This is a genomic window from Klebsiella terrigena (assembly GCF_012029655.1).
GTDB lineage: Bacteria > Pseudomonadota > Gammaproteobacteria > Enterobacterales > Enterobacteriaceae > Klebsiella > Klebsiella terrigena.
The window spans coordinates 1,566,214-1,586,485 of the sequence record NZ_CP050508.1 but is presented as its reverse complement, the minus strand read 5'-3'; the positions used below and the strand labels follow the sequence as shown (position 1 = coordinate 1,586,485).

Annotated in this window: 17 protein-coding genes; 1 reads left to right on the top strand and 16 read right to left on the bottom strand. The window is 59.3% G+C overall.

All coding sequences use genetic code 11. From position 1 onward, the window contains the following. Window positions 1–14: 14 nt before the first annotated feature. The 4 genes from menH to HCK03_RS07560 form a co-directional block, all read right to left on the bottom strand. A complete protein-coding gene (gene menH, locus HCK03_RS07575; protein WP_115192187.1) occupies window positions 15–773 on the bottom strand; it encodes a 2-succinyl-6-hydroxy-2,4-cyclohexadiene-1-carboxylate synthase in 759 nt (252 codons plus the stop codon). Next, window positions 770–2,440, bottom strand: a complete 1,671-nt coding sequence (gene menD / locus HCK03_RS07570; RefSeq protein WP_041146551.1) for a 2-succinyl-5-enolpyruvyl-6-hydroxy-3-cyclohexene-1-carboxylic-acid synthase — start codon at window positions 2,438–2,440, stop codon at window positions 770–772. The genes menH and menD overlap by 4 nt, the downstream gene beginning before the upstream one ends. 76 nt (window positions 2,441–2,516) lie before the next feature. Beyond that, window positions 2,517–3,812 carry an isochorismate synthase MenF gene (gene menF / locus HCK03_RS07565; RefSeq protein ID WP_167691349.1) on the bottom strand — a complete coding sequence of 432 codons (1,296 nt, stop codon included), beginning with the start codon at window positions 3,810–3,812 and terminating at the stop codon, window positions 2,517–2,519. Window positions 3,813–3,941: 129 nt separating this feature from the next. After that, on the bottom strand, window positions 3,942–4,418 hold the full coding sequence (locus HCK03_RS07560; protein WP_115192184.1) for a GNAT family N-acetyltransferase: 477 nt from the start codon (window positions 4,416–4,418) through the stop codon (window positions 3,942–3,944). A gap of 142 nt (window positions 4,419–4,560) precedes the next feature. Here HCK03_RS07560 and rnz point away from each other — a divergent pair, with 142 nt between their 5' ends. Continuing rightward, window positions 4,561–5,481 carry a ribonuclease Z gene (rnz, locus tag HCK03_RS07555; protein ID WP_167691348.1) on the top strand — a complete coding sequence of 307 codons (921 nt, stop codon included), beginning with the start codon at window positions 4,561–4,563 and terminating at the stop codon, window positions 5,479–5,481. 79 nt (window positions 5,482–5,560) lie between these two features. Here rnz and nuoN read toward each other — a convergent pair whose 3' ends face one another. The 12 genes from nuoN to nuoB form a co-directional block, all read right to left on the bottom strand. Further along, entirely contained in the window at window positions 5,561–7,018 is a 1,458-nt protein-coding gene (gene nuoN / locus HCK03_RS07550) for an NADH-quinone oxidoreductase subunit NuoN (RefSeq protein WP_041146555.1), read from the bottom strand. 6 nt (window positions 7,019–7,024) lie between these two features. After that, window positions 7,025–8,554 carry an NADH-quinone oxidoreductase subunit M gene (gene nuoM / locus HCK03_RS07545; protein ID WP_143966667.1) on the bottom strand — a complete coding sequence of 510 codons (1,530 nt, stop codon included), beginning with the start codon at window positions 8,552–8,554 and terminating at the stop codon, window positions 7,025–7,027. A 250-nt stretch (window positions 8,555–8,804) separates the two neighbouring features. Continuing rightward, a complete protein-coding gene (nuoL, locus tag HCK03_RS07540) occupies window positions 8,805–10,646 on the bottom strand; it encodes an NADH-quinone oxidoreductase subunit L (protein WP_041146557.1) in 1,842 nt (613 codons plus the stop codon). Next, entirely contained in the window at window positions 10,643–10,945 is a 303-nt protein-coding gene (nuoK, locus tag HCK03_RS07535) for an NADH-quinone oxidoreductase subunit NuoK (RefSeq protein ID WP_002913148.1), read from the bottom strand. The genes nuoL and nuoK overlap by 4 nt, the downstream gene beginning before the upstream one ends. Then, on the bottom strand, window positions 10,942–11,496 hold the full coding sequence (nuoJ, locus tag HCK03_RS07530; RefSeq protein ID WP_041146558.1) for an NADH-quinone oxidoreductase subunit J: 555 nt from the start codon (window positions 11,494–11,496) through the stop codon (window positions 10,942–10,944). The genes nuoK and nuoJ overlap by 4 nt, the downstream gene beginning before the upstream one ends. Before the next feature lie 10 nt (window positions 11,497–11,506). Next, window positions 11,507–12,049 (bottom strand): NADH-quinone oxidoreductase subunit NuoI, encoded by a 543-nt coding sequence (gene nuoI, locus HCK03_RS07525; RefSeq protein ID WP_015365590.1) that lies wholly within the window; start codon window positions 12,047–12,049, stop codon window positions 11,507–11,509. 14 nt (window positions 12,050–12,063) lie between these two features. Beyond that, entirely contained in the window at window positions 12,064–13,041 is a 978-nt protein-coding gene (gene nuoH, locus HCK03_RS07520) for an NADH-quinone oxidoreductase subunit NuoH (protein ID WP_041146559.1), read from the bottom strand. Beyond that, complete coding sequence (nuoG, locus tag HCK03_RS07515; RefSeq protein ID WP_167691347.1) at window positions 13,038–15,764, bottom strand: NADH-quinone oxidoreductase subunit NuoG; 2,727 nt, start codon at window positions 15,762–15,764, stop codon at window positions 13,038–13,040. The genes nuoH and nuoG overlap by 4 nt, the downstream gene beginning before the upstream one ends. A gap of 83 nt (window positions 15,765–15,847) precedes the next feature. Further along, window positions 15,848–17,185: an NADH-quinone oxidoreductase subunit NuoF gene (nuoF, locus tag HCK03_RS07510; protein ID WP_167691346.1), complete on the bottom strand. Its 1,338-nt coding sequence runs from the start codon at window positions 17,183–17,185 to the stop codon at window positions 15,848–15,850. Beyond that, a complete protein-coding gene (gene nuoE, locus HCK03_RS07505; protein WP_041146562.1) occupies window positions 17,182–17,682 on the bottom strand; it encodes an NADH-quinone oxidoreductase subunit NuoE in 501 nt (166 codons plus the stop codon). Before nuoE ends, nuoF begins: the two co-directional genes overlap by 4 nt. A gap of 2 nt (window positions 17,683–17,684) precedes the next feature. Continuing rightward, window positions 17,685–19,493 (bottom strand): NADH-quinone oxidoreductase subunit C/D, encoded by a 1,809-nt coding sequence (gene nuoC, locus HCK03_RS07500; protein ID WP_041146563.1) that lies wholly within the window; start codon window positions 19,491–19,493, stop codon window positions 17,685–17,687. Window positions 19,494–19,582: 89 nt separating this feature from the next. After that, window positions 19,583–20,257 carry an NADH-quinone oxidoreductase subunit NuoB gene (gene nuoB / locus HCK03_RS07495; RefSeq protein ID WP_002913178.1) on the bottom strand — a complete coding sequence of 225 codons (675 nt, stop codon included), beginning with the start codon at window positions 20,255–20,257 and terminating at the stop codon, window positions 19,583–19,585. Window positions 20,258–20,272 lie beyond the last annotated feature (15 nt).

The window sequence follows — 20,272 nt, the reverse complement described above, 5'->3', positions numbered from 1 at the left end:
AGAATGTCCTTTAGTTAACTTGCTAAAAACTGCGCCAGGCAGGCAGTTACCGCGGCGGGATTTTCCCGATGCGCGTTGTGCCCGGCATGATGAATAACGTGTATCGTCGCGGCGAGATCGCTGGCTATCGCGCGGAATTTGTCATCGCGCGCGCCGCAAAGATAGTGAAAAGGAATGCGGCAGGCACGCAGCGCCGGGCGCAGATCGGGCTGGACCGCCAGCGACGTCGCCTCCAGCATGGCGGCCAGATTGGCGCCATGGTTGCGGCTGCGTAGCGCGATTAAGTCCGCCCGCTGCTGCGCATCCAGTGAGGCGAAAACCGGCTGCTGGTACCAGTCTGCAAAGACCTGGGGCAGCGGTTCGTGACGAAAGCGTTCGGCCCAGGCCGCATCGCTGCGCCGACGCTGCAGGCGCTCGCTATCGTCAACAAGTCCCGGATGACCGCCCTCCACGACCAGCCCGCACAAACCGTCGCGCGGCTGGCTGGCAAAGGCCATCGCGATGCGGCCGCCGAGGGAGTAGCCAATCAGCCAGTAGTTAAGGATGCTGTAACTATCCAGCGTCTCCTGCAGCAGCCGGCAGACATCGGCAAAATCACCGACCTGAATATCGCGGGAACCGCCGTGGCCTGGCAGGTCGATATAGAGCCGCGAACGGGAGCTAAACGCCTCCCCGACCGGCTGCCATTCGCGACTGTCGCCCGAAAAACCGTGTAAAAAAATCAGCCAGGGTTGATGGGCCTGGCCGCGCTCGCACTCGGCGTGCAAACTCATAGACGACTCACCTGCGCCAGCAGCTGCTGCAAAGTATGGGTGCCGTCGGTTTCGTTCACCGCCAGCTCAATCACGGTCGCGCCAGGCGTCCGCCACGCGCCGGACAGCGCCGTCTCCAGCTCGTCCCAGCTGCCCGGGCGGTGGTAGCCGAGATCGAACATCGCCGCGGCATGCCCGAAGCTGACATCCTGCGGCATTAAATAAAACTGGCGCCTTTCTTCCTGCGGCGTCGGCAGCAGAGAGAAGATCTGCCCGCCGTTGTTGTTGACAATAATCAGCACCAGCGGCGCCGAGGCATGGCGCAGCAGCGCCAGCGAATTCAGATCGTAGAGCGCAGAAAGATCGCCAACGATCGCCAGCAGAGGGCGGGCGCTGGCCCGCTGCACGCCGGCGGCGGTTGCCAGCAGGCCGTCAATGCCGCTGGCGCCCCGGTTGCTGTAGACCGGATATCCCGCCGGCAGCTGCGAGAGCGCGTCAATTAAGCGAACCACCAGGCTATTGCCGACGAACAGCTGTCCCTGATCCGGCAGATAGCGATGAATGCGGTGGGCGAGCTGGGCCTCGCCAAAACGCTCGCTGCATTCGACCGTCGCCTGCCAGGCCTGCTCGGCAAGAACCGGCAGCGTCGTCGCCCAGGGCTGACGTTTTTCCGCCGGATGCAGCTCAAGCCACTCCCCCACCGGGCAGACCAGACGGCGGCCACGGTGCTGGGCCGGATCTAAACGGCCGGGTAAATTATCGACCAGCCAGTACTCCTCGGGCTCGCAGGTCGCCTGCCACTGCAGAAGACGTTTTCCGGTCAGGCTGCTGCCCAGCTGGACAACGATTTGCGCCTGCTCCAGCTCGCTGACCGCTTTACCGTTACCCAGCCATAAATCGGCGCAGGGCAGCGGCTGCCCGGTTTGCGAAAGCACGTCGCCAATCAGCGGCCAGCCGAGCATTTTCGCCCACGCGGCGGCCTGTACTCCTTCGGCGGCGCTCATGCGCCCGGCAATCACCACGCCGCGCTTTTGTCGCCAGAAAAACCAGTCGCGCTGCTTTTCGCTACCGAGATGCAGCGACTGACGCAGCCAGGGCGTATCGCTCTGCCACCACTCCCCGAGCTGCTGCTGCCAGCTCACGCCAGTATCGTCCATATCGCCATACAGCGGCTCGGCAAACGGACAGTTAATATGCACGCCGCCAGAATGCAGCGCACCCAGCGCCTGGTCGATGGTTGAGACCAGCCAGCGCGCGGGAATATCCTGCGAAGGACGCGGCAAAGAGAGGGTTTCGGACGGGTGCGATGCGAACATGCCCGGCTGACGGATAGCTTGATTGGCGCCGCAGTCGATAAGCTCCGGCGGCCGGTCGGCGGTAAGCAGAATCAGCTTTTCGCCGGTCAGTCCGGCTTCAATCAGCGCCGGATAGAGATTGGCCGTGGCGGTACCGGAGGTGACGATGACCGCCACCGGCTGCCGGCTGGCCTTAGCCAGCCCCAGCGCCAGGTGGCCAAGCCCGCGTTCGTCAAAATGAGTATGGGGAATCAATGCGCGGTTTTCCGCGGCTGCCAGCGTTAAGGGCGTCGAGCGCGACCCCGGCGCAATGCAAATATGCTGCACGCCGTGGCGGGTTAATGCTTCAAGGATCACCGCCGCCCAGCGTCGGTTAAATGCGCTTACTGACATGAAATTGTCCGATATCAAATATTGAGGCTAAGTATAGGTAATACAAAGTGATGGAGTATTGATATGCGTCGTTTATCTACATTTTTCTCAGCAGCAACGAACTCAGCCCCGCCGCTTTATTTTCAATTTCCTGCCACTCTTGCTCAGGATCGGAACCGCTGACAATCCCGGCGCCGGCGTAAAGCCTGAGGGTGTCGTTCTCCACCTTCGCCGAGCGTAGCGCTACGCAGAATTCGCTTTGTGCCAGCGACAGATAGCCGGCGGAACCGGCGTACCATTCGCGGATAAAGGGTTCATTCTGAGTGATAAAGTCCAGCGCCGCCCGCCTGGGTAGCCCGGCGACCGCCGCCGTAGGCTGCAGCTGGTGCAGGCAGCGGGTATCGTCGGGTGCGTTTAGCGCCGTCCAGATGCAGCGCCGCAGATGCTGTACGTTACGCAGGCGTACCACCTGCGGCGGCAGCACCTCCAGCATCTGCACTTCATCCTGCATACGCTGGCAAATATCCTCCACCACCAGCATGTTTTCCCGCTGGTTTTTATCGTCGTGCATTAGCCAGTCGGCCAGCGCCTGCGCCTGGCGATCGTCAGCATGGCCGGCGACGGTCCCCGCCAGCGCCTCGGTGCGCAACAGCGTGCCGCGCCGACGCCACAGCCGCTCCGGCGTTGAGCCGAAAAACGCCTGCTGCGGGTTAAAGGCCATCAGGAAATGGAAGCAGTTAAAGTTGCTGCGGCGGCTGGCGGCCATAATCGACCAGGCATCTAAGGGCGCGGCAAAGCGCAGGTCCGTGGCGCGTGCCAGGACGACCTTTTCCATCTCTGCGGCCGCAATGGCCCGGGTAGCCTGCAGGATAAGCTCACGCCAGCGCGGATATTCCGGGACGTGCCGTTCGCTGAGTAGCTCAGGTATCGCCGCGGGCCGCGCCTGCTCCGCCGTCAAGGAGTGCAGAAACTCACGCGCCGCATGAGCATCTTCGCGCAGCGAAGCGTCGCTGCACAGCACCAGCCGCAGCGACGCCGTGCCCCCCACCCGACGCCACTCCAGCCGCGGCAGCACCAGCGCCCCGACCTGCGGACTGAACGCATTCAGGCCGCAAATACGCAGGTCCTGATGCTGCTGATGCTGTAAAAAACGCTGCGCTTCGGCCAGCGAAGAGAACGTTTTCACCGCACCGAGCGCGGCAAGCTCTTCGTCGCCGCTGCGCTGCTGCCAGTAAAACTGCGGCCACTGAGGCTGATGCCCGCACCACAGCAGGGGATCAAACGCGTCGTGGAGAGGAAACGAAACATCGAAAATTCGCGTGCCGGACGATGCGGGAAACTCATCGTTCAGACAGCCGCGTAAGCTTTCCAGCGCAGCGGAAACAGACAGCACGCAAACCTCCAGAGGATAAAAACCCCACATTATACGGGGTCCAGGCAAGAAATAGCAGTACCCACGATGAGGGAGCGGCTTTTAGCTGCCTGCCCGTCCGTCATTTCAGGAAGTCGTGATAGTCGGCAGCTACCTGGGCAGGAGCGGGTCCGCAGCGGCCTCGCGGGCCATGCCGATATGGGCGATCCCGTCTTCGTCGTAAACGTCGGTCACCGCCTGGAAGCCGAAGCTGGCGTAGAAGGACTGTAGATGCGCCTGAGCGCCGAGATAGATAGCCTTCTGCGGCCACAGGCGGGTGCAGCTGGCGAGCGCCTTCTCCATCAGCTGATAGCCGAGCTTCTCCCCTCGCACCGTCGGGCTGACGATAACCCGGCCAATAACCACCGGTTCGAAATCCTCTGCGCTTTTCAGGATCCGCGCATAGGCTACCAGCTCATCGCCGCGCCAGCCGAGAAGATGACGGTTTTCACCGATCAGATCGTCGCCGTCAACGTCCTGATAGGGGCAGTTTTGCTCGACGACAAAGACTTCACAGCGCAGCTTTAGCAGCGCATAGAGCTGCGGGACGGTCAGCTCGCTATGGTGGAGATCCTGCCATATCATCATCTATTATTCCTTTATTGAAGTGGGCCCTGCATCATTCCGGCGGCAGGCGAGCGGCTGAAGGCAACAGGCTCAACCAGCGCGCGCAACCTGAAGGATGACGGGTATACTCTGTTTTTGACTCACGCCCTAAGGACACAGGACGATGGAATTAACTTTTTTGGGGACATCCGCTGGCGTGCCGACCCGTACGCGTAATATGACGTCTATCGTGCTGAATTTGCAACAGCCAACGGCGGCAGAGGTCTGGCTGTTCGACTGCGGAGAAGGCACCCAGCATCAGTTTCTGCATACCGCCCTGCACCCCGGCAAGCTGAATAAAATTTTTATTACCCATCTTCACGGCGACCATCTGTTTGGCCTCCCCGGCCTGCTGTGCAGCCGCTCGATGCAGGGCAACTCGCTGCCGCTGACCCTCTACGGGCCAAAAGGGCTGCGGGAGTTTGTCGAAGTGGCGCTGCGCCTCAGCGGCTCGTGGACCGATTATCCGCTGGATATTGTCGAAATTGGCCCCGGCCTTATCCTGGACGACGCCGGATATCGAGTCACGGCCTGGCCGCTAAACCATCCGGTGGAGTGCTACGGCTACCGCATTGAAGAGCACGACAAGCCCGGCACCCTGGACGCGGCCCGCCTTATCGCCGACGGCGTTCCCTCCGGGCCGCTGTTTCAGCAGCTCAAACAGGGGCTGAGCGTCGAGCTTGCCGACGGGCGCATCGTTGACGGCCGCCGCTATCTTGGCCCGACGACGCCGGGGAAAAAGCTGGCCATCTTTGGCGATACGGCGCCCTGTGCGGCGGCGCTTGAGCTGGCGCAGGGCGTGGACGTCATGATTCATGAAACCACCCTCGAACAGGCGATGGCCGAGAAGGCGAACGCTCGCGGACACTCCGCCAGCCAGCAGGCGGCGGCGCTGGCGCGCGATGCCGGGGTCGGCACCTTTATCGCCACCCACTTCAGCTCGCGCTACGACCTGCAGGGCTGTCAGCGCCTGCTGGCGGAGTGCCGGGAGATCTTCCCGCAGACCCTGCTGGCGGAGGATTTTATGGTCTATCCCATCCGCTAAACGGGCTAGCCCGGCTTAACGACGCGCATAAAAAAACCGCCGATCGTAGACCGGCGGTTTTTTTGCAGCCGTAGCCGCTTTACATCAGCGGCGTTGCCAGCTGTACGATGCTAATCAGCGGCTGCGGCCAGACGCCGAGTACCAGTACCAGCAGAGCCGAGATCAGTACCACGATACCGCCGGCGCTGTACTGCCAGTTAGACGGTGCATCGCGGTTCAGTTTCTCCGGCGCGCTCAGATAGAGACTCACCGCGACGCGCAGGTAGTAGTAAAGACCAATCGCCGAACCCACCACCACGGCGCCAACCAGCCACCACAGGTGCGCGTGCACGCCGACCGCCAGCACGTAGAACTTACCGATGAAGCCCAGCGTCATCGGAATACCGGCCAGCGACAGCATCATCACCGTCATCACCGCAGACAGAATCGGACGGTGCCAGAACAGGCCGCGATAGGAGTACAGCGAGTCGGCATCCGGGCCGCGGTACGGGCTGGACATCAGGCTCACCACGCCGAAGGCGCCGAGGCTGCTGAACAGGTAGCCGGCCAGATAGACGCCGACGGCTTCCATCGACATTTCGCCGCTCTGCAGGGCGATCAGCGCCACCAGCAGATAGCCGAGATGCGAGATCGAAGAGTAGCCGAGCAGACGCTTGATGTTGGTCTGGCTTAGCGCCATCAGGTTACCGAAGATGATGGACGCAAAGGCTATCAGACCCAGCACGATGCGCACTGCTTCGCTGTTGCCTACCGGCATGTACAGGAACAGACGCATCACCACGCCGAAGATAGCAATCTTGCTGGCGGTGGCCAGGAAGGTTGATACCGGCGCCGGCGCGCCCTGATAAACGTCCGGCGTCCACAGGTGGAACGGCACCAGCGACAGCTTAAAGCCCAGCCCCACAATCATCAGACCCAGACCCGCCAGCAGCAGCGGCTCGTGCAGGGTGTTATCCGCCAGGCTCTTACCGAGGGCCAGGAAGGAGAGATTGCCGGAGTTCGCGTACACCAGCGCCATACCGAACAGCAGGAAAGAAGAGGCTGCGGCGGAGAGGATGGTGTATTTGATACTGGCTTCCAGAGACCGTTTCTGGCGGAAAGCGTAGCCGATGAGGCCGAACAGCGGCAGCGAAATCAATTCGATACCGAGGAACAGCGCCGCCAGATGGTTTGCACCCGCCAGCAGAATGCCACCCAGCGCGGCGATGAGCACCAGCAGGTAGAACTCTTCTTTGTTGTCCTTGTAACCCTCAAGCCACGGATAGGCAAAAGTACAGGTCGCCAGGCTCGCCAGCAGCACCAGTCCGGTGTAGAGCATGGCGTAGCCGTCAACGCGGATCATCGGCGTGACGTCCATCGCGCCGTTCTGACCGACAAACCAAAGCGATATCAGCGCGGCGTTAAGCCCGAGAACCGACAGCGTGGCATTAAGGAAATGATTGCGTCGCCACGCAATGGAGAGCATCACAACCACCACCGTCAAGCCGACGATCAGCAGCGGTAGCAGTGCGATCAGTTGTTGTGGAGTTATTGTCATGGCGAATTACGGCCTTGTAGTAGAAACAGAATTAACAAACCACTGCTGAATGTTGCTCATCGCAGCATGTGAGGTGTCCAGAATCGGCTGCGGGAAGAAGCCCAGCAGCACCAGCAGAACCACCAGCAGCAGAACAATCGACAGCTCGCGCAGCGACATTCCCGGCAGCTCTTTCGCCGCAATCTCGCTCTTCGCTTTACCGAAGTAGGCACGATGCAGCATCGCCAGCGAGTAGACGGAAGCGAACACCAGACCAAAGGTGGAGATCACGGTAATCAGCGGCACCACTTTATAGCTGCCGAACAGGATCATGAACTCACCGACAAAGTTACCGGTACCCGGCATCCCGAGGGTCGCCACGGCGAAGAACATCGACAGCGCCGGCAGCCACTTAATTTTGCTCCACAGGCCGCCCATCTGACGCATATCACGCGTGTGCAGGCGCTCGTAGAGCTGGCCGCAAAGGATAAACAGACCGGCAGCGGAGAGGCCGTGCGCAATCATCTGAATCACCGCACCCTGATAGGCCAGCTGGCTGCCGGTATAGATGGCAATCAGCACGAAGCCCATATGAGAAACCGAGGTGTAGGCAATCAGGCGTTTGATATCGTACTGGCAGAAGGCCATCCACGCGCCGTAGAAAATACCGATGATGCCCAGCCACATAGCGATGGGCGCAAATTCGGCAGAGGCGTTCGGGAACAGCGGCAGCGCAAAACGCAGCAGACCGTAGGCCGCGGTTTTCAGCAGGATCCCCGCGAGGTCAACGGAACCGGCGGTCGGCGCCTGGGAGTGCGCGTCCGGCAGCCAGCCGTGCAGCGGTACCACCGGCATTTTCACCGCGAAGGCGATGAAGAAGCCCAGCATCAGCACGTATTCCACGCCGTGGGACATCGGCGTCTTCAGCAGATCTTCATAGTTGAAGGTCCACACGCCGGTGGCGTTGAAGTGCACGAACGCCAGCGCCAGGATGGCAATCAGCATCACCAGCCCGCTCGCCTGGGTATAGATGAAGAACTTGGTGGCCGCCGTGATACGCGTTTTACCGTCGGAAGCCTTGTGGCCCCACAGCGCGATCAGGAAGTACATCGGCACCAGCATCATCTCCCAGAAGAAGAAGAACAGGAACATGTCGATGGCAAGGAACACGCCGATAACGCCGCCCAGGATCCACATCAGGTTGAGGTGGAAGAAGCCCTGATACTTTTCGATCTCGCGCCATGAACAGAGTACGGCCAGTACGCCGAGCAGGCCGGTCAGCACCACCATCAGCAGCGACAGACCGTCGATAGCCAGATGAATGCTAATACCGAAGCGAGGGATCCACGGCATGACAAATTCGGACTGCCATTGGGGAATACCCGCAGCCTGTGTCAGAGAATAGCCGCCCTGCAGCCACAGCTGCAGTGAGAGAACCAGCGTCAGTCCCATGGTAATCAGCGCAATCCAGCGCGGCATCTTCACGCCAAAGCGTTCGGTCTGCCAGCACAGGAACCCGCCGATAAAGGGGATTAGTATTAACCAGGGTAATAACATAGCTGAGTATGTCCCTTATATTTACTCCTGCTCAGGCTATCTCGCTCGTCAGCCCGAATTCCGGCAGTGCTCGCACTCCTCGCGCACTTTCGTACGCTGCGGTTGCTCTGCGCTGGCGGTCTCCGGTCTGACTTCGCCGATGACGCCTGTACCTCAGGAACAGATTTTCAACGAATTCTAAAATTCTTTTAGGGTTTGTCGGCCAGATAAGCGCAGCGCCATCCGGCAATCGCTCACCCAGCCAACAAACTCAACGCAGTACCATCAGCAGCGCCAGCACGACAACCGCACCGATGCTCATTGACGCGACATACCAGCGTAAATAGCCGTTCTCGCTTAACAGCAGGCCTTTACCTGCAAAGCGGGAGAGGATAGCCGGAATGTTCATCATCGAGTTCAGCGGATCGCTTTTCAGCAGCCACGCCACGCCGAGGAACGGTTTCACGAACACCTTGTCGTACAGCCAGTCGAAGCCCCAGGCGTTGTACCACCAGGTGCCGAGCAGGCGGCCAGGTGCGCTGTTGGCGATGGAGGTCACCAGCGTGCGTTTACCCAGCCACAGCCATGCGGCGATGAGGATACCGGCAATAGCCACAATCCCGGAGACGATTTCCAGCGTCATTACGCGGCCGTGCTCAAGCTCGGTAGTCTGCGGCAGTACGCCCTGCAGCGGTGGCACAATCATGGCGCCAACGAAGGTGGAGAGAACCAGCAGAATAATCAGCGGCAGGTGATGGGTAATCCCTTTGCCTGCGTGAGCGTGAATCTGCTCTTTGCCGTGGAACACGATGAAGATCATGCGGAAGGTATACAGCGAGGTCATAAACGCGCCGACCAGGCCGGCAACCATCAGATTGAGATGACCGTTAGCCATCGCGCCGGCAAGGATCTCATCCTTACTGAAGAAGCCTGCGGTGATGAGCGGCAGTGCGGACAGCGCCGCGCCCCCCACCAGGAAGCAGACGTACACCAGAGGAATCGATTTACGCAGGCCGCCCATTTTGAAGATGTTCTGCTCGTGATGGCAGGCAAGGATCACCGAACCAGAGGAGAGGAACAGCAGCGCTTTGAAGAACGCGTGGGTCATCAGATGGAAAATCGCCGCGTCCCATGCCTGAACGCCCAGCGCCAGGAACATGTAGCCAATCTGACTCATCGTCGAGTAGGCCAGCACGCGCTTGATGTCGGTTTGTACCAGCGCAGCAAAACCTGCCAGCACCAGCGTCACCGCACCGACGATACCCACCAGATGCAGAATTTCCGGCGTCATCAGGAACAGGCCGTGCGTACGCGCAATCAGATACACGCCCGCGGTAACCATGGTTGCTGCGTGGATCAGCGCGGAGACCGGGGTCGGGCCCGCCATCGCGTCCGCAAGCCAGGTCTGCAGCGGCAGCTGTGCAGATTTACCCACCGCGCCGCCAAGCAGCATCAGGGTCGCCCACGTCAGCATGTTGTTGCCGGCTTCGAAGTGCTGAGGCGCCAGCTCGACCATTTCGCGGAAGTTCAGGGTTCCCAGCTCGTTGTAGAGAATGAACAGCGCAAAGGCGAGGAACACGTCGCCGACGCGGGTCACCACAAACGCTTTCATCGCCGCAGCGCCGTTCTTCGGATCGGTATAGTAGAAACCGATCAGCAGATAGGAGCACAGGCCCACGCCTTCCCAGCCGAGGTACATCAGCAGCAGGTTATCGGCGAGCACCAGAACCACCATGCTGGCGATAAACAGGTTAGTGTAGGCGAAGAAGCGGGAGTAGCCCTCTTCCCCGCGCATGTACCAGGAGGCGAACATGTGGATCAGGAAACCGACGCCGGTAACTACAGAGAGCATGGTCAGGGAGAGACCGTCCAGCACCAGGTTAAAGCCGATGTTGAAATCGCCCACCGACATCCACGTCCACAGCGGAACGCTGATCGCCTGCCTGCCGTTAGCAAAGAAGTCCATCCCAACGAAGGCCGTAACCAGCGCGGCCAGGCCTACCGACCCCATTCCCACGGTGGCGGAGAGGTTTTCCGACCAGCGCCCGCGGGAAAAGGCCAGCAGCACAAAGCCAATCAATGGCAAAAGAATGGTTAAGGAAAGCATGTTCATCCACGCAACTCACTTACTGAATCGATGTTCAGGTTCTGGCGGCGACGATGGAGCTGCAGCAGCAGCGCCAGACCGATACTCGCTTCCGCAGCCGCAAGGCTGATCGCGAGAATATACATTATCTGACCATCGGCCTGACCCCAGTAGCTTCCGGCAACCACGAAGGCCAACGCCGCGGCGTTGATCATGATCTCCAGGCTAATCAGCATAAACAGCAGATTGCGGCGAATCACCAGACCCGTCAGACCGAGAACAAACAGGATCGCGGCGAGGATCAGTCCATGTGTTAAGGGGATCATGCGTGCTCCTCCGTTTTTCTTTTGTCGCTATCGTTCTGGCGGTTGCTCAGCACTTCACCGACGCGCTCTTCGCGGCCGATATGGAAGGCAACAACCAGACCGGCCAGCAGCAGCATGGAGGCCAGCTCCACCGCCAGTACGTACGGGCCAAACAGCGCAATACCAACTTCTTTCGCGCTTATCGCGGTGCCTTCAATGCCCTGATCGTTAAGACCGAGGATGGCATAAACGATAACCACCAGCAGCACCGCGGAGAGGATGGCCGGGCCGATCCAGATCCCCGGCTGCAGCCACTTACGTTCCTGCTCAATTTCGCTGCCGCCAAGGTTAAGCATCATCACCACGAAGACGAACAGCACCATGATGGCACCGGCGTAAACGATGATCTCCAGCGCCCCGGCGAAGTACGCGCCCAGCGAGAAGAACACGCCAGCAATCGCTAACAGCGAAATAATCAGGTACAGCAGCGCGTGCACCGGATTGGTGTGGGTGATCACCCGCAGGGTTGCGAGGATGGCGACAAGGCCACAGATATAAAAAGCGAATTCCATTGCCCTCTCCTTACGGTAACAGGCTCTTGACGTCGATAGGCTTAGCTTCGTTCTCTGCTTCGCCCTTATCTTTGCCGTCGATTGCCATACCCGCCATCCGGTAGAAGTTATATTCCGGGTATTTACCCGGACCGGAAATCAGCAGATCCTCTTTTTCGTACACCAGATCCTGACGCTTGTATTCACCCAGTTCGAAGTCCGGGGTCAACTGAATCGCCGTGGTTGGGCACGCTTCTTCACACAGACCGCAGAAAATGCAGCGTGAGAAGTTGATGCGGAAAAACTCCGGGTACCAGCGGCCGTCTTTGGTCTCTGCTTTTTGCAAAGAGATACAGCCTACCGGACACGCTACCGCACACAGGTTACAGGCAACGCAGCGCTCTTCGCCGTCCGGATCGCGCGTCAGCACGATGCGGCCACGATAGCGCGGCGGCAGATATACCGGCTCTTCCGGATACATCTGGGTTTCACGTTTGGCGAAGGCGTGCATCCCGATCATACAGATACTGCGGACCTGGGTGCCGAACCCCACCAATAATTCTTTTAAGGTCATGGTCAATTCACCCCTTATTGCGCCTGCCAGAGAATGACAGCCGCCGTTACCAACAAGTTGATCAGCGTTAATGGCAGGCATACCTTCCAGCCAAAGGACATTACCTGGTCATAACGTGGACGCGGTAATGATGCGCGGATCAAAATGAACATCATCATGAAGAACGCGGTTTTCAGTGCGAACCAGATGAACGGAGGTAAGAATGGGCCATTCCAGCCACCGAAGAACAGCGTCACGATCAGCGCCGATACGGTGACAATCCCGATATATTCACCGACGAAGAACAGACCGAACTTCATGCCGGAATATTCAATGTGGTAGCCATCGGCCAGTTCCTGCTCGGCTTCCGGTTGGTCGAAGGGGTGACGGTGACACACGGCCACGCCCGCAATCGCAAAGGTAACAAAGCCAAAGAACTGCGGGATAACGTTCCACAGATGCGCCTGGTTGTTGACGATATCGCCCATATTGAACGATCCCGCCTGCGCCACCACGCCCATCAGCGAGAGGCCGAGGAACACTTCGTAGCTCAGCGTCTGCGCGGAGGCGCGCATCGCGCCCAGCAGCGAGTATTTGTTATTACTCGACCAGCCGGCAAACAGCACCGCGTAGACCGCCAGGCCTGCCATCATCAGGAAGAACAGGATGCCGATGTTCAGGTCGGCCACCACCCACGACGGGCTGACCGGCACAATAGCAAAGGCCAGCAGCAGCGAGGTAAAGGCAATAACCGGTGCCAGAGTAAAGATCACGCGATCGGTAAAGCGCGGAACCCAGTCCTCTTTAAAGAACATTTTGATCATGTCGGCAACCAGCTGCAGCGAACCGCCCCAGCCGACGCGGTTAGGTCCGTAGCGGTTCTGGAACAGCCCGAGCAGACGACGTTCGCCGAAGCTCATGAATGCGCCACAGGTGACAACCACCAGCAGAATGACCACCGCCTTCAGGATGCTTAACAGAATGTCGATGAGATCCGGAGTTAACCAACTCATGCTTTTGCCTCCTGCAGAGTATCAATACGCGCTCCGGTCAGAACCGGCGCAATGCCAGGCATGCCCATCGGTAGGCCAACCTGCCCTGCCGTCAGGCCCGCAGAGATAATCAGCGGCAGGCTAAGCAGATGACCCTCAACGCTGAAGGAGACCATCGCCCCCGCGTTGACGCCAAGCTTCGCCGCATCTTCCGGGTTAAGCTTGAGATACGGCTGCGGCATGCGGCTCTGGAACACCGGCGAGCGCTGCGACAGCTCATCGCTGCCGAACAGATGGTAGTACGGCGCAATCCGCCATTTCCCTTCTTCGGCCTGGAAGCTTGTCGGCACCGCGGTGAAGTAATCCAGACCCTCGGCGGAAGCCTCAATCAGGCGCACGCCCGGATCGCCGTGGCGCAGCTTACCGCCCACTTCATCCTGGAATTTATTCCACGCCTGCGGGGAGTTCCAGCCCGGTGCCCACGCAAACGGAATTTGCGAACGCGGCGCGGACGGCTGGTTGTTCCCTTCCATCGAGAAGGCAAACATGGTGTCTTTGTCCTGCGGCTGGCGCGGTTCATGCACGCTGATATTGGCGCGCATCGCCGTGCGGCCGCTGTAACGATGCGGTTCACGGGCCAGCTTCTGACCGCGAATGCGGAAGCTCGCGTCCGGCGCGGCATCTTTAATGCCTGCCAGCTGCGGCAGCTTAGCCACTACCGCGTCAATGACGTGGTCCAGCTGCGTCCAGTCAACCTGACGGTTGTCGACGGTGCTGTGCAGCGAATGCAGCCAGCGCCAGCTCTCCAGCATCACGGTATTCGCATCGTAGTAGGCCGGGTCATAAACCTGGAAGAAACGCTGGGCGCGGCCTTCGTTGTTGACCACCGTGCCGTCACTTTCTGCAAAGCTTGCCGCAGAGAGCACCAGATGTGCTTTTTCCATGATCGCGGTGCGCTGATGGTCAACGACCATCACCAGCGGCGCTTTGGCCAGCGCAGCGTCTACGCGCGCGGCGGAAGCGTGGCGATGCAGATCGTTTTCCAGCACGATAACCGCATCGGCAGCGCCGGTTTCCAGCTCGCTCAACGCCTCTTCCAGTGAACCGCCGCCGATCATACCCAGACCGACGCTGTTCACCGCGCGGGCAACCATGGTCACGCCGACGTCTGCGCCGCGACCTTTCAGCGCCTTAGCGACGTTCGCCGCGGCCTGAATAATCTCGATGCTGCCGGCGTTGGTTCCGGAAACGATCAGCGGTTTCTTCGCCCCGGCCAGCGCCTGGACGATCACGTCAATTTTGCCCTGCAGATCTTTGCTCAGGCCTTCCACCGCCGGCGAGGTTTCATCCAGCGCGTGCGCAATGGCAAAGCCCAGCCGCGCCTGATCTTCAACCGGCGCGCGGTAGGTCCACGCGGCGACGTCGTCCAGACGGGTGTCGTCGATATTGGTGACAAACAGCGGATGCTTCGCACGCTGGCCGATATTAAGGATCGCGGCAATCTGCCAGTCGGCGACTTTCTGCGCCGCGGCCATTTCACGCGCTTTACCTTTCACCGCCTGGCGTACGGCCAGCGCAATGCGGGCGCCGGTTTGGGTAATATCTTCACCCAGCACCAGTACCGCATCGTAGGATTCAATGTCGCGCAGCGCCGGGGTATGAATACCGCCGTCGCGCAGCACCGTCAGCATCATCTGCAGACGTTCCTGCTCGGCTTTAGCGATGCCGGTATAGAAGTTCTCGGCGCCGACCAGCTCGCGCAGCGCAAAGTTGCTTTCGAGGCTGGCGCGCGGGGATCCGATGCCGATCGCTTTTTTCGACTGACGCAGAATATCCGCCGCACCCTGCATGGCCTGCTCGGCGTTGAGGGCGATCAGATCGTCGCCGCGGCGCTGAACCGGCTGACGCGGACGGTCTTTCAGGTTCACGTAGCCATAGCCGAAACGACCGCGGTCGCAGAGGAAGTAGCGGTTGACGGTGCCGTTATAGCGGTTTTCGATACGACGCAGCTCGCCGTAACGCTCACCCGGGCTGATGTTGCAACCGATGGAACACTGCTGGCAGATGCTTGGCGCAAACTGCATATCCCATTTACGGTTATAGCGCTCGGAGTGCGTTTTATCGGTGAATACGCCGGTCGGGCAGACTTCAACCAGGTTGCCGGAGAATTCGCTCTCCAGTACGCCGTCTTCCGGGCGACCGAAGTAGACGTTGTCGTGAGCGCCATAAACGCCCAGATCGGTGCCGTCAGCGTAGTCTTTGTAGTAGCGTACGCAGCGGTAGCAGGCGATGCAGCGGTTCATTTCGTGCGAGATGAACGGCCCCAGATCCTGATTGCGGTGGGTGCGCTTGGTAAAGCGGTAGCGACGGAAGCTATGACCGGTCATCACGGTCATATCCTGCAGGTGGCAGTTACCGCCCTCTTCGCAGACCGGACAGTCGTGCGGGTGGTTGGTCATCAGCCACTCAACCACGCTTTCGCGGAACTGTTTCGCTTCAGCGTCGTCGATAGAAATAAAGGAACCATCGGATGCCGGTGTCATACAGGACATCACCAGGCGACCACGCGTGTCTTCCGCGTTTTGATATTGCTTCACCGCACACTGGCGGCAAGCGCCGACGCTGCCGAGCGCCGGGTGCCAGCAAAAGTATGGAATATCAAGACCGAGAGAGAGACAAGCCTCTAGCAGGTTGTCCGCTCCGTTGACCTCGTATTCTTTGCCGTCTACATGAATCGTAGCCATTAGCATGCTTCCAAATTAAAAAAATCGTTACCACTTCCTCACTCAGCTGTCGCCCTGGCGCCGGCTGAACGAGTCGGTGGGAATCACCAGCGCGTCTTAAGCAGGTTCGGCTGAATCCCGCTGATTGCATGGGTATTACTGAACTGCTGCTTAATGCCTGCTTCGAATTCGTCGCGGAAATATTTAATGGCGCTTTGCAGCGGTTCGACCGCGCCTGGCGCATGCGCGCAAAAGGTTTTACCCGGCCCAAGGAATCGACACAGTTGCTCAAGTGTCTCGATATCACCCGGCTGGCCTTCGCCGCGCTCAATGGCGCGCAGGATCTTCACGCTCCACGGCAGGCCATCGCGACAGGGCGTACACCAGCCGCAGGACTCGCGGGCGAAGAACTCTTCAAGGTTACGCACCAGCGAAACCATGCCGATCTCGTGGTCGACGGCCATCGCCAGCGCGGTACCCAGACGGCTGCCCGCCTTGCCAATACTTTCGAACTCCATCGGCAGGTCGAGATGCGCTTCGGTCAGGAAGTCAGTCCCTGCGCCACCCGGCTGCCAGGCTTTAAACTTCAGGCCATCACGCATACCGCCGGCATAGTCTTCGAGGATTTCACGCGCGGTGGTACCGAACGGCAGCTCCCACAGGCCCGGGTTCTTCACCCGACCGGAGAAGCCCATCAGCTTGGTACCCGCATCTTTGCTCTTAGAGATGTTCTGGTACCATTCGACGCCGTTGGCCAGAATGGCCGGGACGTTACACAGGGTTTCGACGTTGTTGACGCAGGTCGGCTTACCCCACACGCCGGAGCTCGCCGGGAACGGCGGCTTGGAGCGCGGGTTGGCGCGACGACCTTCGAGGGAGTTAATCAGCGCGGTCTCTTCGCCGCAGATGTAACGCCCTGCCCCGGTGTGCACGAACAGTTCGAAATCGAAACCGGTGCCGAGAATGTTTTTGCCCAGCAGGCCGGCTTCGGTCGCTTCGGCAATGGCGCGGCGCAAATGGACCGCCGCTTCAATATATTCGCCGCGCAGGAAGATGTAGCCGCGGTACGCTTTCAGCGCAAACGCGGAGATCAGCATGCCTTCCACCAGCAGGTGCGGCAGCTGCTCCATCAGCAGGCGGTCTTTATAGGTGCCCGGCTCCATCTCATCGGCATTACACAGCAGGTAACGGATGTTCATGGATTCGTCTTTCGGCATCAGGCTCCACTTCAGACCGGTGGAGAAGCCCGCGCCGCCGCGCCCTTTCAGGCCGGCGTCTTTTACCTGGTTGACGATCTCATCCGGCGCCAGGCCCAGCAGCGCCTTACGGGCGCCCTCGTAGCCGTTTTTGCTCTGATACTCATCCAGCCATACCGGCTGTTTGTCATCGCGCAGGCGCCAGGTTAGCGGATGCGTTTCGGGAGTTCGGATAACGTTTTTCATTTATACCGCTCCAGCAAATCAGGAATTCCTTCCGGCGTCAGATGACTGTGGGTGTCTTCATCAATCATCATGCTTGGGCCTTTATCACAGTTACCCAGACAGCAGGTCGGTAACAGGGTAAAACGGCCATCAAACGTTGTCTGACCCGGCTTGATATTCAGCTTTTGCTCAAGTGCTGCCTGAATCCCCTGATAGCCGGTGATGTGACACACCACGCTGTCGCAGTAGCGAATGACGTGACGGCCAACCGGCTGACGGAAGATCTGGCTGTAGAAGGTCGCAACGCCTTCGACATCGCTTGCCGGGATCTCCAGTACGTCGGCGATCGCATAGATCGCGCCATCCGGCACCCAGCCACGCTGTTTCTGAACGATCTTCAGCGCTTCGATGGACGCCGCACGCGGGTCTTCGTAGTGGTGCTTCTCGTGCTCAATTGCCTCACGCTCTGCCGCACTCAGCTCAAAAGCCTCGGTTTGTGGTTGTTGATTCTCGTGCATAATTAGCGGTCCACGTCTGACATAACAAAATCGATACTACCCAGATATACGATAAGATCGGATACCAGGCTGCCGCGAATCGCCGCCGGAATCTGCTGCAGGTGCGCATAGCTCGGCGTGCGGATGCGGGTGCGATAGCTCATGGTGCTGCCGTCGCTGGTCAGGTAGTAACTGTTAATACCCTTCGTCGCTTCAACCATCTGGAAGGATTCGTTGGCCGGCATAACCGGGCCCCAGGAAACCTGCAGGAAGTGGGTGATCAGGGTTTCGATATGCTGCAGCGTGCGCTCTTTCGGCGGCGGCGTGGTCAGCGGATGATCCGCCTTGAACGGCCCTTCCGGCATATTATCGAGACACTGCTGAAGGATGCGCAGGCTCTGGCGCAGCTCTTCGACTTTTAACATCACGCGGGTGTAGCAGTCGGAGATGCCGCCGCCGGTCGGGATTTCAAAGTCGAAGTTTTCATAGCCTGAATACGGACGCCATTTACGCACGTCGAAGCCAATGCCGGTCGCGCGCAGGCCAGCACCGGTGGTGCCCCACTCCAGCGCTTCTTTCGCATTGTAAGCGGCCACCCCTTTCGAACGGCCAATCAGAATGCTGTTACGCAGCGCGGCCTTTTCGTAGGAATCCAGACGCTTTGGCATCCACTCAAGGAATTCACGCAGCAGGCGATCCCAGCCGCGCGGCAGGTCATGCGCGACGCCGCCGATGCGGAACCACGCAGGGTGCATACGGAAACCGGTGATGGCTTCTACCAGATCGTAGATTTTCTGGCGATCGGTAAAGGCAAAGAACACCGGCGTCATGGCGCCAACGTCCTGAATAAAGGTGGAGATGTACAGCAGGTGGCTGTTGATGCGGAACAGCTCGGAGAGCATCACGCGAATCACGTTGACGCGATCCGGCACGGTAATACCCGCCAGCTTTTCTACCGCCAGCACGTACGGCATCTCATTGACGCAGCCGCCGAGATATTCGATACGGTCGGTGTAAGGAATGTAGCTGTGCCACGACTGGCGCTCGCCCATTTTTTCAGCACCGCGGTGGTGGTAGCCGATATCCGGAACGCAGTCGACGATCTCTTCGCCATCCAGCTGCAGAACGATACGGAAAGCACCGTGCGCGGAGGGGTGGTTCGGGCCGAGGTTAAGGAACATAAAGTCCTCATTTTCGGTCCCGCGCTTCATGCCCCACTCTTCCGGCTTGAAGGTCAGCGCTTCCATTTCCAGATCCTGTTTCGCTTTCGTCAGCTCAAACGGGTCGAATTCGGTGGCGCGTGCCGGATAGTCTTTACGCAGCGGGTGGCCTTCCCAGGTCGGCGGCATCATGATGCGCGTCAGGTGCGGGTGGCCTTCGATATCAATGCCAAACATTTCCCACGTTTCACGCTCATACCAGTTGGCGTTAGGGAACAGTTTGGTCAATGTCGGAACGCGCAGATCGTTTTCGGATAATGCTACCTTGAGCATGATATCGCGATTGCGTTCAATAGAAATCAGGTGATAGAAAACGGAAAAATCCGCGGCGGGTAGCCCGTCACGGTGGGTGCGCAGACGTTCGTCCATGCCGTGCAGATCGAACAGCATGATGTAAGGTTTTGGCAATCTCTTCAGGAAATCGGCCACCTCAAGCAGCTGCTCGCGCTTCACCCAAACTACCGGTACGCCGGTACGGGTTGGCTGAACGGTAAAGGCATCCGGGCCAAAACGATTGCGCAGTTCGCCGATCACCGGGTCATCAAGGTGATCGCGGGTTTGCCAGGCTGGTGCGGCGTCATGCGCGTTTAAATCGGTCATATTGTTCACCATTGCAAAAGGTCCGTGGTGACTGCCGGGCGACGCTTCGCGCTGTTGTAGATTGATTTGCGAAGTATTTTGCCGCCGCCCGCAGGCGCAAATTAAATCTCGTCCGGAGTCCGCAGATTGGTCACTGCAATGCGTTCGCCGCGTTTACGCTCACGTTCCGACTGCATGTTGGCGCGATAAACGCCCTGATCGCCAACCACCCACGAGAGAGGACGGCGCTCTTTACCAATAGATTCCTGCAGCAGCATCAGCGCCTGCATATAAGCTTCCGGACGCGGCGGACAGCCCGGGATGTAAACATCAACCGGAATAAATTTATCTACGCCCTGCACGACAGAATAAATATCGTACATACCGCCGGAGTTGGCACACGCCCCCATGGAGATAACCCATTTCGGCTCCAGCATCTGATCGTAAAGACGCTGAATAACCGGTGCCATCTTGGTGAAGCAGGTGCCCGCGACCACCATCAGGTCAGCCTGACGAGGAGAGGCACGCAGAACTTCCGCGCCAAAACGCGCGACGTCATGCACCGCGGTGAATGACGTCACCATTTCTACGTAGCAGCAAGAAAGGCCGAAGTTATAGGGCCAGATTGAGTTCTTACGGCCCCAGTTCACCATGTCATGCAGCGCGTGTTCGAGTTTCCCCATATACACGCTTTTGTTGACTTCTTGCTCCAGGGGGTCAGTTACGATCTCCTGTTTTTGCAGGGGGTAACGGTCGTTCTCACCGTTAGGATCTATGCGGGTGAGCGTATAATCCATCTTATTGCCTCGCTT